General features: G+C 47.3%; 11 protein-coding genes. 6 read left to right on the top strand and 5 right to left on the bottom strand.

Annotation, left to right across the window (positions count from 1 at the left end):
- From QUB08_RS12000 to QUB08_RS11990, 3 genes are all read left to right on the top strand, one after another.
- Positions 1-927, top strand: a 927-nt coding sequence (locus tag QUB08_RS12000) for a calcium-binding protein (protein WP_333224919.1), incomplete at its 5' end; no start/stop codon positions are given.
- A gap of 635 nt (positions 928-1562) precedes the next feature.
- The gene (cax, locus tag QUB08_RS11995) at positions 1563-2684 is read left to right on the top strand and encodes a calcium/proton exchanger (protein ID WP_333224918.1); all 1122 of its coding nucleotides are present in this window, start codon (positions 1563-1565) and stop codon (positions 2682-2684) included.
- Between the two features lie 1391 nt (positions 2685-4075).
- Positions 4076-6145, top strand: coding sequence for a serine/threonine-protein kinase (locus QUB08_RS11990; protein ID WP_333224917.1), 2070 nt, complete (start codon positions 4076-4078; stop codon positions 6143-6145).
- Between the two features lie 105 nt (positions 6146-6250).
- Here QUB08_RS11990 and QUB08_RS11985 read toward each other — a convergent pair whose 3' ends face one another.
- The 3 genes from QUB08_RS11985 to QUB08_RS11975 all read right to left on the bottom strand — a co-directional run bounded on the left by QUB08_RS11985 (position 6251) and on the right by QUB08_RS11975 (position 9247).
- Positions 6251-6802, bottom strand: coding sequence for a GUN4 domain-containing protein (locus QUB08_RS11985; protein WP_333224916.1), 552 nt, complete (start codon positions 6800-6802; stop codon positions 6251-6253).
- Between the two features lie 48 nt (positions 6803-6850).
- Complete coding sequence (locus QUB08_RS11980) at positions 6851-8374, bottom strand: calcium-binding protein (protein ID WP_333224915.1); 1524 nt, start codon at positions 8372-8374, stop codon at positions 6851-6853.
- Positions 8375-8608: 234 nt separating this feature from the next.
- The gene (locus QUB08_RS11975) at positions 8609-9247 is read right to left on the bottom strand and encodes a transaldolase family protein (protein WP_333224914.1); all 639 of its coding nucleotides are present in this window, start codon (positions 9245-9247) and stop codon (positions 8609-8611) included.
- A gap of 279 nt (positions 9248-9526) precedes the next feature.
- Between QUB08_RS11975 and QUB08_RS11970 the strand changes: the two genes are divergently transcribed.
- Positions 9527-9751: a hypothetical protein gene (locus tag QUB08_RS11970; RefSeq protein ID WP_333224913.1), complete on the top strand. Its 225-nt coding sequence runs from the start codon at positions 9527-9529 to the stop codon at positions 9749-9751.
- A gap of 275 nt (positions 9752-10026) precedes the next feature.
- Here the strand turns inward: QUB08_RS11970 and QUB08_RS11965 are convergent, their stop codons facing one another.
- The gene (locus QUB08_RS11965) at positions 10027-11190 is read right to left on the bottom strand and encodes a quinone-dependent dihydroorotate dehydrogenase (RefSeq protein ID WP_333224912.1); all 1164 of its coding nucleotides are present in this window, start codon (positions 11188-11190) and stop codon (positions 10027-10029) included.
- A gap of 230 nt (positions 11191-11420) precedes the next feature.
- Here QUB08_RS11965 and QUB08_RS11960 point away from each other — a divergent pair, with 230 nt between their 5' ends.
- Positions 11421-14342, top strand: coding sequence for a GAF domain-containing protein (locus QUB08_RS11960; protein WP_333224911.1), 2922 nt, complete (start codon positions 11421-11423; stop codon positions 14340-14342).
- Between the two features lie 340 nt (positions 14343-14682).
- On the opposite strand, the gene QUB08_RS11955 is transcribed toward QUB08_RS11960, so the two are convergent.
- A complete protein-coding gene (locus QUB08_RS11955) occupies positions 14683-15156 on the bottom strand; it encodes an ABA4-like family protein (RefSeq protein ID WP_333224910.1) in 474 nt (157 codons plus the stop codon).
- 178 nt (positions 15157-15334) lie between these two features.
- Here QUB08_RS11955 and QUB08_RS11950 point away from each other — a divergent pair, with 178 nt between their 5' ends.
- Positions 15335-16345 (top strand): leucine-rich repeat domain-containing protein, encoded by a 1011-nt coding sequence (locus tag QUB08_RS11950; RefSeq protein WP_333224909.1) that lies wholly within the window; start codon positions 15335-15337, stop codon positions 16343-16345.
- Positions 16346-16870: the final 525 nt, after the last annotated feature.

The following is a 16870-nucleotide window of genomic DNA, read 5'->3' as shown; positions in this document are numbered from 1 at the left end:
ACACCAGAGGTAACACCAACTCCCACACCAATTCCGACAGCAACTCCGACACCAGAGGTAACACCAACTCCCACACCGACACCAGAGGTTACTCCAATAGTAACGCCTGACTCAACTTGTTTTTGCGATCGCATTCCTCGCCCCGATCTCAATCAACCCAATGCCACCGATAATGTAATCAATGGCAATCCTGATATCCGAATAGGCACTAACCAAAATGATGCTTATTATAGTAACTCTCCTAGCTTTTTTGATGCTTTGCTAGGGGATGATAACCTATTTGCTGATGACGAAAACGACACACTGAATGGCAATGAAGGTAATGATTTTATCGTTGGTGGTACTGGCAATGATTCCCTGTTTGGTGGCAAAAATAATGATATTATCCTGGGAGGAGAAGGCGCAGATATAATGCGGGGAAATCAAGGGAATGATTCTCTGAATGGCCGAGAAGGAAATGACTTAATTTATGGCGATGCTGGCAAGGATTTCCTTCAGGGTGGCAAAGAAAATGATACCTTGTATGGTGGCAAAGAAAATGATATTTTGCTTGGGGAACGAGGGGAGGATTTATTGTTAGGACAAAAGGGGAATGATACCCTGTGTGGTGGTAGTAAGAATGATACACTCCTGGGAGGCAAAGGTAATGATATTTTGTCTGGGGGTAGTGGATTTGATAGTTTACTAGGAGGTGCAGGAAATGATATATTTGTCTTGTGTCCTGAAGTTGAGTTTAATCTAATTGCAGATTTTACTAAGGGGCAAGATCTGATCGGATTGTCAGGAGGATTCACCTTTGAGCAGTTGCAGATTGCACAGGGAAATGATGGAACATTGCTGACGATTAAGCAAAGTGGAAGGAGACTTGCGAATCTTGTGGGTGTTAATGCTTCAGTAATTACTGCTCAAGATTTTCTCTTAGTTTAAGATAGTGAATTATAAGCTGAACAGGACTTACGCATTGTCACAGTGTAGCAAGGATTTGAGATTGCTTCGCGGAGCTCGCAATGACAGGAAATCGTAGTAAGGATCGCGAATTAAATAACTAACAATTTTAATTGTTATTGTGGGATGGGCGTCCCACCCATCCCACAAACTTGTGGAAGTTATTTAATTCTCATTCCTAAGTGCGTAAGTCCTGCTGGAGTTCCTGCTTAGGGGGAACTCTAGTTTCAATCAACTTGTAGGGTCTTACTTTTCACGGCATTTCTGAAAGGTAGAGTAGGAAGTCATTCTAGCCAAAAGACGTGGATGGTGATATATAGCCTTTCCAGCGAAAGGCTATATCAGATATCTCGATACTCTCCCGTTCCCCAATCTCCCGATATCTCATAACAGGGAATTTATCTGCGTAGCAGCTTAGTTTACGGCTGAGTCATTTTCAAATTCTCGCGAAAGCTTTTCAATTTTATTAAGTATCTTCGCCCACTTCTGACCAAAAAAAGTCAGTGAGTGCGATCGCCCACCACAACTTTAAGCGAACATCCAAATCCCTCGCCCTCGCCCTTTTTTTCATTTGGTCACAGGCTATGATTGACAGTTGGCAGCTTTTGAGAATCTAAATGCTAAACACAAATACAATAATTTCCAGTCTGCTGTTATTTATCCCGGTTTCCATCGCCGGACACTTTCTCGGCTGGGAATCCTCCACAATCTTCGTCACCTCGGCTTTAGCCATCATCCCCCTAGCCGCGTGGATGGGGACGGCCACGGAAGAAATCGCCGTCGTCCTCGGCGCCAACTTGGGGGGTTTGCTGAACGCTACCTTCGGAAATGCTACGGAACTGATTATCGGCATCGTCGCCCTCAACGCCGGACTAATAGATGTTGTCAAGGCCAGCATCACCGGTTCAATTATGAGCAACCTGCTGCTGGTGATGGGATTGGCAATGCTGCTGGGCGGCTTGCGCTACAAAGAACAAGATTTTCAGCCAACAGTCGCCCGGTTGAATGCTTCAGCGATGAACTTAGCCGTGATTGCCATTTTGGTGCCAACAGCAGTTAATGCCACCTCTATTGGCATCCCCGCAGAAACTATGCAGAACCTCTCTAGCGCTGTTGCTGTAGTGCTGATCGTCGTCTACGTGCTGACGCTGCTGTTTTCGATGAAAACCCACAGTTATCTGTACGATGCAGGGGTGGCAGAAATAGAAATGCTGGAAGATTTAGCCGAAAATAACTTAGCACCAGACAGTCCTGACCACAAAGTCAATCTGCCGCTGTGGATTGGGGTGTTGTTAGCCTGTACCCTGATGGTAGCTGTCGAGTCGGAACTGTTGGTGAGTACCCTGGAAGAAGCGACGGCGCGTTTGGGGCTGACATCACTGTTTACCGGGGTGATTTTAGTGCCAATTATTGGTAATGCGGCCGAACATACGACGGCGGTGACGGTGGCGATGAAAAATAAAATGGATTTGTCGGTTTCTGTGGCCGTGGGTTCGAGCTTGCAAATTGCTTTGTTTGTTGCCCCGGTGTTGGTTTTGGCAGGTTTTGTCTTGGGCAAACCGATGGACTTGAATTTCAACCCGTTTGAACTTGTAGCGGTTGCGGTGTCGGTGCTGATCGCCAATTCTATCAGTTCTGACGGCAACTCTAACTGGCTCGAAGGTACTTTGCTCTTGGCAGCTTATACGGTTTTGGCGCTGGCGTTCTACTTCCATCCGGTAATTGAGGGACTTGTTTAAAAGGCTTTCTTATCGGGAAGGAAGAGGGAAGAGGGAAGAGGGAAGAAGGCAGATTTTTTCACTCCCTCACTCGCCCACTCCCTCACTCGCCCACTCTCCCCCTCGCCCACTCTCACTTATTTCTTCGAGATTGGTGGTTGCGATCGTACAATTGAAATGTGCCTGCTCTCTCGTTATTAGTTCTGGTCTGTTTGTAAATTATGTGCTGTCATCAGGGATTTGTGACCTCGATCGGCTGTGAGAAACAACAAAACCTTTGGCCTCAACCCGATCGTTCGATCGCAGTGCCACAGGTTATACAAAAACACGGGATGCTGAAGTCAAGCGAGACTCAAGCCTCCCTTGACTTCAGAGACGCTGCAAGATTTCAATCAAGGGTGCTCATGAGTCTTTTACTAGGTGTGCTACGATCATCATAAGTTGAAAATTGAGTTGGACTTGCATAGCCAAAAAGTTTACTAAAATTAGTCATACTTAACTTGAATGGTTAACATTCTGGGCGGTATGATGACATCAGTGCCGAAAACAAAGGCTTAATTATCTGGGAGAGTAAACCGAGCGTGCAAGTCAAAACTGACCAGCCTGTTACAAGGTCGAACGGGAGTCCGCGTTTCGTTAAATTGGTTGAAAATATTGGATGACTCATGGCTAAAAGCTTCAACTAAAATTACATCAATTAGGGCGTTGCTCCGCCCGAATTAACGCCTGTGGACAAGAATGAGCCGACTCCCTTGGGTGAAACAGGAAGCAGACCCTTCAGGAGCAATCCTGATTGAATGGTGAGACTTAAATAAGTTTAGCCAAGTTTTGTGTAGCAGTCTAACTAGACAACGTAAAACCTCGTACTCTTATTGTTGAGTACGTCGTCCTACAAACACGGTGTTGCCGTCTAGGAAAACTCGTATTTGAACAAAAACCGAACTAGATAAAGAGGACTAATCAAATACGGTATGCCATACCGGAATTAACGATTTTAGAGAAGACACCTCTAATGCGGCTTGAGTAATCTTGTCAAGGCAAGTAACGCAAGCTGAATCAAAAATCTAACTCACCAAGAGTGCACACAGTAAACGACGGTCGATTTAAAACTGACCAGCCTATAAAAAGGTCGAACGGGATACCACGATTCGTTAAATTGGTTGAAAATAATGGTTAAACAATGGCTAAAAGCTTCCACAATAATAAATAGTTGTAGAGACTTCAAAAATAGGGTGCTGCTCCACCCGAATTTACGCCTGTGGACAAGTAAGAGCCGACTCTCTTGGCAGAAGCAGGAATCAGACCCTCTAGAAAATACTTCTAGTTGAATGGTGAAGCTTAGATAAGTTTAGCCAAGTTTTGTATAGCAGTGTCAAAGTAAAACTTGATAGAGCAACCTCAATCAGGGTTATGTGGCTTCTGTGAGTTATTGCCTCAATCCCAAATGCCCGAATCCCTCCGATCCAGCCAACTCTGGCAAATCCGCGTGTATCCACTGCGGGTCAGAACTTTTGTTGCAAGGTCGATATCGGCTAGTCGCGCCTCTCGGAGGCGGCGGCTTTGGCAGAACATTTGAAGTGGACGACAACGGCGCCCGAAGAGTGCTCAAAGTCCTGCTCAAAGAACATCCCAAAGCTGTAGAACTGTTTAAGCAAGAAGCCGACGTATTGGTCAGGCTCAGACATCCAGGTATTCCAAAAGTCGATCGCGACGGTTATTTTATATTTACGCCCGCTCACAGCACAGAGTCTTTTCACTGTCTGGTGATGGAGAAAATTGCTGGGGCCAATTTGCAAGACTGGCTGAAACATCGGGGCCGCCCGATTAGTCAAGAACAAGCTGTAAACTGGCTCAAACAACTGTCGGAAATTTTAGACCAAGTTCACCGCCTCAACTATTTCCATCGGGATATCAAGCCGCACAATATTATGTGCAAGCCAAACGGGCAGTTAGTGCTGATTGACTTCGGGACTGCTCGGGAAGTGTCGGCGACTTATTTCGCTAAGGTGGGCCAGGGGCAAAATGTAACTGGTATTGTTTCCCCCGGCTACACGCCGCCGGAACAAACAAATGGCAAGGCTGTTCCGCAGTCGGATTTTTTTGCTCTGGGGCGCACTTTTGTTTATTTGCTGACTGGAAAGCCGCCGACTGCGTTTCCAGAGAATCCGCGCACGGGCCGATTAATGTGGCGCAAAGGAGCTCCTCAAGTTTCCGACTCCGTGGCTAATGTGATCGATTATCTGATGGCGCCTTTTCCGGGAAATCGACCTCAAAGTCCCCAGATGGTTTTGCAGTGCTTGGAGGAAATTAATCTCGACGGCGGGGAAACTCAGTTGCCCACTCAGTTGCCGACGACGGGGCAAACTAAAATTCGCGCAACTGCCGGGGAGGCTGGGGCGAAGAAGCAGAGTTCCATAAACCGCCTCAGACCTCTGAATTCGGGATTGAACAAGACTGATAAAGATGTTTTTGATTGGAAAAAGAAGTTGCTGGCGGGCACGGCTGTTTTGATGGTGAGTATTGGCGCGTCTCAAATTTACGGTTCGCTGCGTTACGGGGTGTTTCCGGCAAACCCGGTGTGGCTGCTTTCGACTTTACCTACCACTCATTTTTTGCAAAGAAGTTTGGATAATGTCGGGAGTGTAAATGCCATCGCCCTGTCGCCTGACGGTCAAACTTTGGTGAGCGCAAGCTTTGGGACGATTAGAATTTGGAATGTGAGGACGGGACGGCTGGTGCGGACTCTCAATTCGGTGCATTCTAAAAAATCGGTCAACACGCTGGCGGTGAGCCCGAACAGCTCGATTTTGGCCAGCGGCGGCGGCGACAAGAATGTGATTCTCTGGGATTTGAAGACGGGGCGGCGGATGCGGACGATTCCCGCTCACAAAGCCGCCGTCAACGCGATCGCTTTTAGCAGGGACGGTCAAACTCTGGCTAGCGGCAGCGATGACAAAACTATTCGCTTGTGGAATGTCAGAACCGGCAGCAGGTTGCGGACTTTGAGCGGCCACGCCGGAGGAGTAAACGCCATCGCTTTGAGCCGGGACGGTAAAACTCTCGCTAGCGGCAGCGAGGACAAGACTGTGCGTTTGTGGAATCTTGGCACCGGAGAAGTCAGAAGAATTATCACAGGTCACCGGGGCCCGGTTACTGCTGTGGCTTTTAGCCCGAACGGGCAAAGTGTGGCGAGTGCTAGCACCGACAATACGATCCGTTTGTCGAACGTGCAAGACGGGAAGCGTACCCGCACTTTTAAAGGGCATTCGGACTGGGTGAGGACGATCGCCTTTAGCGCGGACAGCCGCACTTTGATCAGCGGGGGCGGAGATATTATAGTTTGGGATTTGAAGACCGGAAAAGAAAGAAGCAGTCTTTCGGGTCACAGTCAGTTTGTGAGTTCGGTTGCTATTTCCAGAGATAGCAAGACTTTTGTGAGCGCCAGTCCCGATCGCACTATTAAGATTTGGCGAATGCCATAATTTTACTATTTTAGATTTTAGATTTTAGATTGAAGAGTCGAGGCGAGTGAGAAATCCCATCCCGACTCCGACGTGGAAGTCTGGGCATTGCCCGCTGTACAAATGTTACTTGCCACAATTGGCAAAAGTAGAAAACAAGTTAAATTCTGTAACTCTCCACGCTTGCCATGTCTGCGCGCCAGCAAAAAGACTGTACCTAGTTATGCTTTTATCGCTGTCAACATAACTTTGCCAACTTAATGAAGCAACAGTTGGATACTGGGCTGGAAACTCCCCTGGTATAGGACTTACTTGCGAGCTCATGTTCCATCCTACTTGCTTGCTAAAATCTTTAATTTGACCTTCGCAAGTTCGACAGTTAGAACCGCCGACTTTCTGCCAAATCTCTAACTGCGGAGTCAATCCATATTTGCCATTGCTCGATTGCATCCACATTTGATCGATCGCCCGGAGGTTCGGACAAGACAGATTTGCGGGGTTGTTGCGGATCAGAGAGACTGTTTCTTGATCTGCTTCGTACCATTTTTTGGCTTCTAATAAGGATTGAAGTTTGCTAAATTCGCTGTTGCTTTCTTGTGAATTAGCGGTAAATGCTGGTTGCAAAACTGCCATAAATGTGCATATTAATGCGAGGGATAGTTGGCGAAGTTTAAACATGATGTTCTCTAAGTAAAAGTGATTTCACAAATGACCAGTTTACCATCTCTAGACCGAGATGAAATCTTCAGAGCCAATAAAATTGGGAGCCAAGCCTGTCAAAGCAGCTAAAACTTCACCGCTGCTGGCTACTCTAATTAATGTGCCGTTAGTTCCAGGGGAAATTGATAGCTGTCCGAAGGTCAAGCCATTGATTAATTGAATGGTATCTTGAGAGTTGGCGAAATCAGAGATTGTATCAATTCCCAATCCCGCACCTAAAACAAATAGATCGTTGCCCGCGCCGCCGACGAGATTATCGTTGGCCAAACCGCCGTTGAGAGTGTCAAAACCTTTGCCGCCAGAAAGGTTGTCGTTGCCGCCGCCCCCGATAAGAATATCGTTGCTTCGCAAACCGATGAGTGTGTCATCGCCGTCTAAACCGTTGATATTATCGCTGCCACTGGTGCCAGTTAGGTTGTCGTTGCCGGGAGTGCCGTTGATGACGTTTGGAGGGTTATTGATGCCGCCTGGAGTGGTGCCGATGTCAGAAACAAAGACATCCCTGGTATTGTTCGTGTCTCCCGGCACGAGGTTGGAGGAATTTGAAGAAAACGCCACAAACCGCCCGTCGGCTGAGATGGAGGGGCTGGCGAAGCCTCTGGTGTCGGCGTTTCCCTGATTACCTGCTGAGTCTACAGAGATGCGGGTGGTGGTATTGGCTAACAAGTCCCGCATGAAAATGTCAGGGGCATTGTTAGTGTCCCCCGGCGCGAGGTTGGAGGCATCAGAATAAAACGCCACAAACCGCCCATCGGCTGAGATGGAGGGGGTGTAGGAGTCACTGTTCGCCTGATTGCCTGCTGAGTCAACAGAGACGCGGGTGGTGGTATTGGTTGACAAGTCCCGCACGAGGACATCTGGGCTATTGTTAGTATCATCCGCCGGCACGAGGTTAGTGGCATCAGAATAAAACGCCACAAACCGCCCGTCGGCTGAGATGGACGGGTAGTAGGAGTAGCCGTTCCCCAGATTGCCTGCTGAGTCAACAGAGACGCGGGTGGTGGTATTGGTTGACAAGTCCCGCACGAAGATTTCGTAGCGATAGTTAGGGTCTCCCGGCACGAGGTTGGAGGAATTTGAAGAAAACGCCACAAACCGCCCGTCGGCTGAGATGGACGGGTAGTAGGAGTCACTGTTCGCCTGATTGCCTGCTGAGTCAACCGAGACGCGGGTGGTGGTATTGCTTGACAAGTCCCGCACGAAGATGTCAGCGAGATTGTTAGTGTCCCCCGGCACTAGGTTGGAGGCATCAGAATAAAACGCCACAAACCGGCCGTCGGCTGAGATGGAGGGCTGGGAGGAAACAAGGTTTCCCTGATTGCCTGCTGAGTCAACAGAGACGCGGGTGGTGGTGTTGGTTGACAAGTCCCGCACGAAGATGTCAGCGAGATTGTTAGTGTCCCCCGGCACTAGGTTGGACGCATATGATTCAAACGCCACAAACCGCCCGTCGGCTGAGATAGAGGGGTTTACGGACGAGTCGATCGCCTGATTGCCTGCTGAGTCAACTGAGACGCGAGTAATAGTCATAAGCCCGGACATTTAAGAGTAGAAGTTTGGAGATGCCGTGCGGTTGATTGAAATTATTCAATAAGCAGCTCTCAAAGTCAATTCATAAAAGTCATAACTTTGAGTTCATAAAAGCCATATTTATGAATAAATGTTACCAACACTAGACAAAATAGCCAAACTCATGTGCAGTCAGCGAGCGAATGATACTTGCCCCAGAATTAAGGAAGTTGTCTGTCTTGCAAAATCTAAAATCTAATAACTAATTCCCCGCCCGTTTTTGGCAAATTCATCAACAGTTTGCTGGGACAATTCGTGGACTGCGATCGCCTGCAACACGTCAAAAGGCAATGTCAAATGATGTGCTCCAGCTAATAAAGTCTTTACCGCTTCTTCCGGCGATTTAATGCTAGCTGCCAAAATTTCAGTATTTGTTTTTTTCAACACATTTGCCATATCCCGCACTAAGGCAAAACCGTCTCCTAACAATCTGGTGGCGCGATTCACGTAGGCGATCGCATATTTTGCCCCCGCTTCTGCTGAAACAACTGCTTGTGAGGCGCTGTATATCGCCGTCACCGCGCAAGGAATTTCTGGTGACAAATGCGCTACTGCTTGAAAACCAGCCGCCGTTGCTGGAACTTTCAAAACTGTTTGCTGTCCAATTAATTCAAAAGCCGCTTTTCCTTCTGCTACCATGCCATCAAAATCAGATGCAGTTAGCTGATAATACACTTCCCCCGGAATAAGTTTCGCCAGTTGTGTGAGCGTCACATCGGGAGATAAATCGCTTTTTCCCAGGAGGGTAGGATTAGTAGTAATTCCCGAAAGCCAGCCGAACTGGCTCGCTTCTTTTGCTTCTGCTACAATTGCAGTATCGAGATAAATTCCCATCAGCTCTACACCTTTATTTTCTTAGTTTTTTCTGAGTTTTCCGAGGCTTAGTTTAAATTTGATGTCACTGAGCGTCAAATTGATTGTTAGGTATTAACTGTAGCAGATTTGTGAAAACATCGCTAGTAAGTAAAAATAACAATTAAGTGATGGGTATCACGTCACTTGCTGATTACGATCGCCATGTAAGAAAACTTCGATCGCCAAATGCCGGAAACAAACAATTTATATTTGTAGTATGGGTTATGTATGCAATAACTCAAGGAGGTGACTCATAAAATGAGAGAAAAAGAAAATCATCAGTCACAAGTCAGTCTTGAGGAATCTTCTGACAAAGCGGAGTTGAAAAAACCAGCAGCCACTCAAGACTTGTCAGAAAATGATAATTCTCAAACCGAGTCTCAAGCATTTGAAAATCACGGTGAAGATGGTTTGAAGGCTCTAGCACGCTTAATGATGGTGAGTCTAACTTGGTCGCTGGCAGGACTTTCTAAACCAAAGTAAGTTTTTGGGTTATTGGCTATTGGTTATTGGTAATTGGTAATAAACACTGGTATTATGCCAGAGTGTGATGAATCTTTAAGTTTTAATATCCAATTCCTAATCCCTCGCCTGTGCTTTTTATAGTACAGGCTTGCCCATTTCCCAATCGGATGGGGCTCCATGCCTCATCCCTGGGCTTCGCCCAATTCCCAATATCAAACTTTTATTTATATCAACCGTTTTGGGGCTTGCTATAAATCCGCCCCAAAGACACAATATTGTTGTGTCCAGATTTCCTACTTAATATTTGCCGAACCTACTGCCTCAGAAATCGAATTAAATCCTTTTTCTTCTAACTTTTGCAACAAACCTTGGAGAATCCGGCGCACCATCCAAGGCCCTTCGTAAACCCAACCGGTGTAAACTTGAATTAAACTTGCACCGGCGGCGATTTTTTCCCAAGCATCTTCGGCGGTGAAAATGCCACCAACTCCAATTATCGGCAATTCGCCTTTTGTATATTGCCAGATAAATCGGATTACTTCTGTCGATCGCTCCCGCACAGGAAGCCCGCTAATTCCCCCGGCTTCTTCGGCGATTGGTTTGCCTGTTTCTCGCAATATTTGTGTTTTCAATCCGTCGCGGCGGATGGTGGTATTTGTGGCGATAATTCCTGCTAGTTGGTAGGTTTTTGCTAAGTCAAGGATTGATACGATCGCCTCCGACTCCAAATCCGGCGCAATCTTGACTAAAATTGGCTTGATTCCCTGATTTTCTTGTTGCAAAATTTCCACAATTGTGCTAAGTCCAGCAGCATCTTGGAGCGATCGCAACCCCGGCGTATTCGGAGATGAAACGTTGACTACAAAATAGTCGCCCCAATCTTTCAGCAGCTTAAAACTCTCCAAATAGTCGGCTGCTGCCTGCTCTAACGGTGTTACCTTAGATTTACCGAGATTGATGCCCAAGGGGAACCGAGACTGAGACATGGGGCGCTGGGCATCGAGTGGGGACTTTTTCTGTGCGGCCTGAAACCGGGCTGCCATTGCCGCGGCTCCTTGATTGTTAAATCCCATGCGGTTGAGGGCTGCACTGTCCTGAGTCAAGCGAAACAAGCGAGGTTGGGGGTTTCCCGGCTGTGGTTGACAAGTGACAGTGCCAAGTTCGGCAAAGCCAAAGCCAAAATTTGCCCAAATGTCAGCAGCTACGCCGTTTTTATCAAATCCGGCGGCCAAGCCGACAGGATTGTTAAAGCTCAGTCCCCACAAAGATTGTTCGAGGCGAGAATCTTGGACTCCCAAAGATTTCTGCAATCGAGAGAGCATTTGGCTGGTGGCGGGGTTTGACTGGGTTCTGGCTGCGAGTTCGAGAACTTGGAGAGTGCGGTTGTGCAGCCACTCGGCATCGGTTTTCAATACGGAAAACAACAGCGGGCGTACACTTGATTGATAAATATCCAATGATTTGTACTGGGGCAATTTACAAATTAGAAAGGAGAATGGAAATAAAAATATTCACGAGCAGACAGTGAAGGTGAGGTTGTTACTTCAACTTCGATCGACTTTATCCAATGTTTGAGACTGAAGGATAAGTGAGACGATTATATTATAAGTTGACTCTTTTGCATTTTAATTTTTTGAATCTTTAAGTTAGTAATTTTAAATTAGACAAGGTGCGGGGAAGCTTGGAAATGGGGCAGCAGCAAAGACCAAAGGATTTAGACGAACAAATCGCGACCCTAGAGCGCGTTCTCCTGACTCTCCGAGAAGAGGAGAATGTTGAAGTGCTACTTTCGACCACACTCGGTTACTTGCAAGCGGAATTTGACTGGCGGTTGATTTGGATCGGGTTGTACGATCGACAGGCCCACAGATTGTTCGGGAAAGGCGGCATAACTCCTAACGGCGACCTGTCTTTTCTCAAACAGCGGTTTGCTCTCAGTCCGGGGGATTTGCTGGAACAAGTGGTGATTCAGCTCCGCCCGGTGGGAGTCCCGGATTTGCGATCGGAAAACCGAGCCGGAGAATGGCGCAAAGCAGCTCAAACTTTCAATATTCAAGGCACGACTCTGTTTCCGCTGCGCTACAAAGACCGCTGCTACGGCGTGATTTTGCTCGGCACAGACCTGTGGGGATCGTCGCCAAAGTCGGGGGAAAAAACGCAGTTGGCGATCGTATTTGGAGCGCTGGCAACTGCTCTTTACCAAATAGAAAAAGACTGGCAGCGACAACAAGTTAAACACCCAGACGAGTCTCTTTTTGCGCTGATTTCGCAGTTGGGGGAATTGCGATCGCTCGACCAATACTTGCAAGCGGTGGTCGAACAAACTCATGAATTTATCGAGCCGACACGCACCAATGTTTATTGGTTCGAGCGAGAGCGACGCTATTTTTGGCGCCGAGTCAGCAACCGCGAAGTTACTCCGGGTTTGGGCGGGCCGGGCCGAGCGGCTTCGGGCATCACCGTCCAAGACTTGGGCGAATTTTATCAGGCTTTGGGCAGGGAAGAAATGGTTTGGATCGGCGAATCTCAAAGTTCTCTGAAAACTGAGCTGACGGGACGGTTGATGCAGCAAATCCGCGCTCGCTCTCTGTTGGCTGCGCCGATTGTTTCGGAAGGGGAATTGTTGGGATTTTTGGCAGTCGAAGCCGGCGAGCCCCGGATTTGGCAAGATAATGAAAAGCATTACCTGCGGGGAGTGGCGCAGTTAGTGGCTCTGACGGCTCCTATGTCGGAGATGGAGGAGAAAATTCAACAAACTGAGATCGATCGAGATTTAACTGCTGGAATAGCTCACGCCATCTACAGCGATGCTGACTGGGAGGCGACTTTGAAAAATACCGCCGAACAGTTGTGCGATCGGCTCAAATGCGAATACTTTTTGCTGCTGCTGTACGGCGAAGAACAAAATCGCTTTGAAATTGTCTGCCAAAATCTGCCCCGCAATCGCAGGCCAGTGCCGTCGCCACTCAACGCCCTCGATGTGGCTGACGTGGGGCTGTTGCAAGAAAGTGTACCTCTAGCTATTGAAAATTGGGAGGAAGATGGGCGGTTGGGCGCTTGGCGGGATGTGTTGGGGGAAGCTGGGGTGCGATCGCTGTTGGCATCGAGCACTAGGGCGAAAAAGGCAGAGGGAGAAAACCCCAATCTCAAATCGAAAATCGCCAATCGCAAATCGATCGAGGGTTTGCTGGTTGTCGGGCACAGTGCAACTCGCACTTGGAGGCGATCTGAGCAAGAATTAGTTCGGCTAGTGGGCGAACAACTCGGATTGATCCTGCACTCGTGGCAGCAGAGTTCGGCAATCGACAAATATCAGCAATTTGAGCGCTCGCTCAAATCGGGTTTGGGGGTTTTGCACCATTCTCCTGATGAGCAATCTGAGCAAGAGATATCTGCTGCTTCGCCGACGATGTTCCCAGAGTTGCCGCTACAAAAGCTCGATCGTAACTTTGCTCAACACGTTTCCCAGACAATTTCCTGTCCTTTAGTAGCCGTAATTACTTGGAATCCCGGTGAGGAGGAAGGTTCAATTGCGACGGCGCTAGCTGCTAATCCCGTATTTGCCCTCAATCCCGAGGCGGTGATTCCTGTCAAAACAGATGCCTTGATCCAACAAACCCTGGCTGCTAGCGGGGTGCTGCAACAGAGCACGAGCCAACTGCAACTGGCGACGAAGCGGTGGCTACGCAGTCCGGGAATTGGCGAGATTCTGACAGTGGCGCTGCGGACGGCCCCAGAACACGCTCCGGCGGGCATTGTGGTGGCTGCGGACGCTCCGGGCCGCCAGTGGTCGGAGTTGTCGGTGAGTTTACTCAGCTCGATGGCGTCTCAGTTGGCTTGGTGGCGCAGGTATTTGGCGGTGCAATCGATCCAGGAGTCGCAGCGAAAGGATCTGGAGTTGCTCAACTGGTACAAACAGCGCCGTTTTGAGGAGTTTTACCGCACTGTGGGAGCGGGGGTGAAGGAGTTGGGGGAGTTGAGTCAGTCGATTTTGCAGTCGGCGAAGGAACAAAAGGATGCTCTAAAAATTTTGCGCTACCAACAGGTTTTGCGGCAAATGGGCAATGCTTTGGGGTCAACTCATTTGCTGCTGAAACAGGAACATTGGCGGCTGCAATTCGCACAAGATGCGGTGCCTGTGAGCGCTTGGCTGAGGCGATCGCTCGATCGAACGGCCCCCCAGGTCAAACAGTCGCAAGTCTTGCTGGAAGTGCACAGAGAAACTGCTGTATCGATGCCTGCAGGCCAGACTTTGAGCGTTCGCGGGGACAGCATCAAGCTCGATTTGATTCTGTGCGAATTGCTGGCGACGGCTTGCAGACGCTCTGCTGTTGGCGCCAAGATTGAGATTCGCTCTCAGTTGTTGGGGGAAGATTTGTTAGAATTGTCTGTGATCGATAGCGGCGCGTGCGATCGACAGTTAATTGCTGCCTTCAACGGCGGTTCCGGGCCGGACATATTAGCGGTTTCTAGTTCCAATAGGTCGATCGTGCAAAATCTCTTAATTTGTCAGCGAGTGGTAGGCTTAATGGGGGGAAACTTTTCTATAGAAATGTTAGAAAATAATTTAATTGTCGCTCGTTTAGTGCTACCCCTAGCCAATTCTTAATATTGCAAAATTTTGTAAAACTTCCAAGCTGCGATCGAGGATTGTAGGGGCGGGTTTCACCAACAATAATTGCCTACAACCAATAATCTCATAAACCCGCCCCCACCCAACGCTAAATCGCCATCTACCTCGCTGCGATCGAGGATTGTAGGGGCGGGTTTCACCAACAATAATTGCCTACAACCAATAATCTCATAAACCCGCCCCCACCCAACGCTAAATCGCCATCTACCTCTTTCAAAATACAAGGAGCGGGTTTAGCTACGCTCTATATTGTCACTGATATCTTCTTGCGCCATTCTTAGGAACGAACGGGCCACAGAGCCCGTTCCACAATACATCAATTTTCTTGTGGATGGGCCCCAGAACCCGCCCCTGAAAGACTTTCAGAACTGGGGAAAAACCTTTGAGTAATCCAAGCAGTTACAATATGAGAAAGCAATCCCATCGGCCCAGCAAAAAAACACAAAGCCAGAGAATGAAGCGTCCAAACTCCTGTCCGCTGTCCTTCCCAATAAATCCAGCGCCCGACAAACAAGTCCATCACTAAAAAATGTATCCATCCCGTAGCCGCCGCCGTTTCCTCCCCCAGAAACTTAGCAATATCTGCTAGCTTGGGATTCGACAAAGCTGCCGCATTTTCCGCAGTCAGACTGCTACCAAACAAATATATGTACAAAGCGGCTAGAACTGCAAACGGAATGAAGGAATTCATCACTTTTCGGGTAATTCCCCAGTTTGGTAATAAAATCATAATTGCCCAGAAAGGCACAACGAACAGATTACCGGCATTAAAAATTAGTTCTGGTGTCATAGTTGGCTCTTGGCTCCTGCGAAGGCAATGCAATTAAGGATGTTAAGATTACTTTACACAATTTTTGCTAAAATTTCTCAAAACCCGAAAAAAATCTCATTCACAAATGGAATAGAATTGCTATACTTATCTAAAATTTCAAATTTAGCCTCTAAAATCGATTAAGGCAGCACAGCCCATGACAACTTATAATAACTTTTCCGAGTGGTGCAAGCACAAAGAAAATCTCTCGCCCGGTGCGAAACATACCGTAGACATACTGTTGCAAATATCAGACAATGCCGAGTGCGATCGAGCCAACGAACTCCTTTCTAATACAAAAGAAATTGACCTCAAAAATCTTCAAATTACCGATATCAGCCCCCTCTCATCTTTCACTAACCTTACTAATCTCATCCTCGGCAGTAATCAAATATCTGACCTCGATCATCTGCAATCTTTAACTAACCTGAAAACTCTGGTTATAGATGTCAATCAAATATCAGATATCAGTCCGCTTTCATCTCTAACAAATCTGAGTATACTCGTTCTCGATACCAATCAAATCTCAGATATCAGTCCCCTAGCAGGTCTAACGAATCTTACCGCACTTGTCTTGTTTGACAACAAAATTTCCGACATCACTCCGGTGAAAAATTTAACTAACTTAAATGCGCTAATTCTCTACAACAATCAAATTTCCGATCTCGCTCCTCTGGAAAATTTAACTGAACTCCAGACACTCTACCTTTATAATAATAAAATATCGGATATCACCCCGCTGGCTTCCTTAAAAAATCTGACTACGCTGTTTCTCTTCGGAAATGAAATATCTGACCTGACTCCGCTGGAATCTCTAACTAACTTAAATAAATTGGTTTTATTCCAAAATAAAATATCAGATATTAGTCCTTTGACATCGCTCACTAATTTAATTGAACTCAACCTCGGTAACAATCAAATATCAGACATCAGTCCGCTGAAATCCTTAACTAATTTGACTGAACTTTATCTGTTCAACAATCCGATTTCGGATAGCAGCGCGCTACAAGCTTTAAATAATTTATTTTTACTAGACTTGTACAACAATCAAATCTCGGATATCAGTTCCCTGCAATCTTTGCAAAAATTGACTACCCTGGACTTGCGCGGGAATCCCATTGTTAATAAAATTTGCCCGGTCAATCCTGAATCAATCTGCCGGTTTTAATTAATTATTAAGGTCGAGGCAAGATAGCAGTTTATAGAGTATCATGTCAAAGGTCAATATCAGGAGAAAGTGATGAGCGGACACGATGCTTTGATGTTAGGATTGCTGCTGTTGCCAGGTTTGGCTTTGTCGATCGCAATTATGGGCGCTTTTGCCGCTGGTGGATAATCAGTTTTGGCAGCAGGCAGATTTTGTAAAAAGTAGTTTTTTCCTCGTTTTCATCGTTCCCAGGCTCTGGCTGGGAACGCATTTCACTCTTGCTCAGCCTCCTGTTTTTTTGCCAGCGAGGCAGAGCCTCTGGATCTCGGTTCCCCGCCAGAGGCAGGGAACCAGTTGATTTCCCTTCTTCCTTCTTCCTTCTTCCTGACATCCGTTACATCCGTTACAAAATCCGTTACAAAATCCGTTGCCGAACTTCCTTCTTCCTGACATCCGTTACATCCGTTACATCCGTTACAAAATCCGTTGCCGAACTTCCTTCTTCCTGACATCCGTTACATCCGTTACATCCGTTACAAAATCCGT

It is taken from the genome of Microcoleus sp. BR0-C5, from assembly GCF_036705045.1.
GTDB lineage: Bacteria > Cyanobacteriota > Cyanobacteriia > Cyanobacteriales > Microcoleaceae > Microcoleus.
This window is presented reverse-complemented; position numbering and strand designations above follow the sequence as displayed.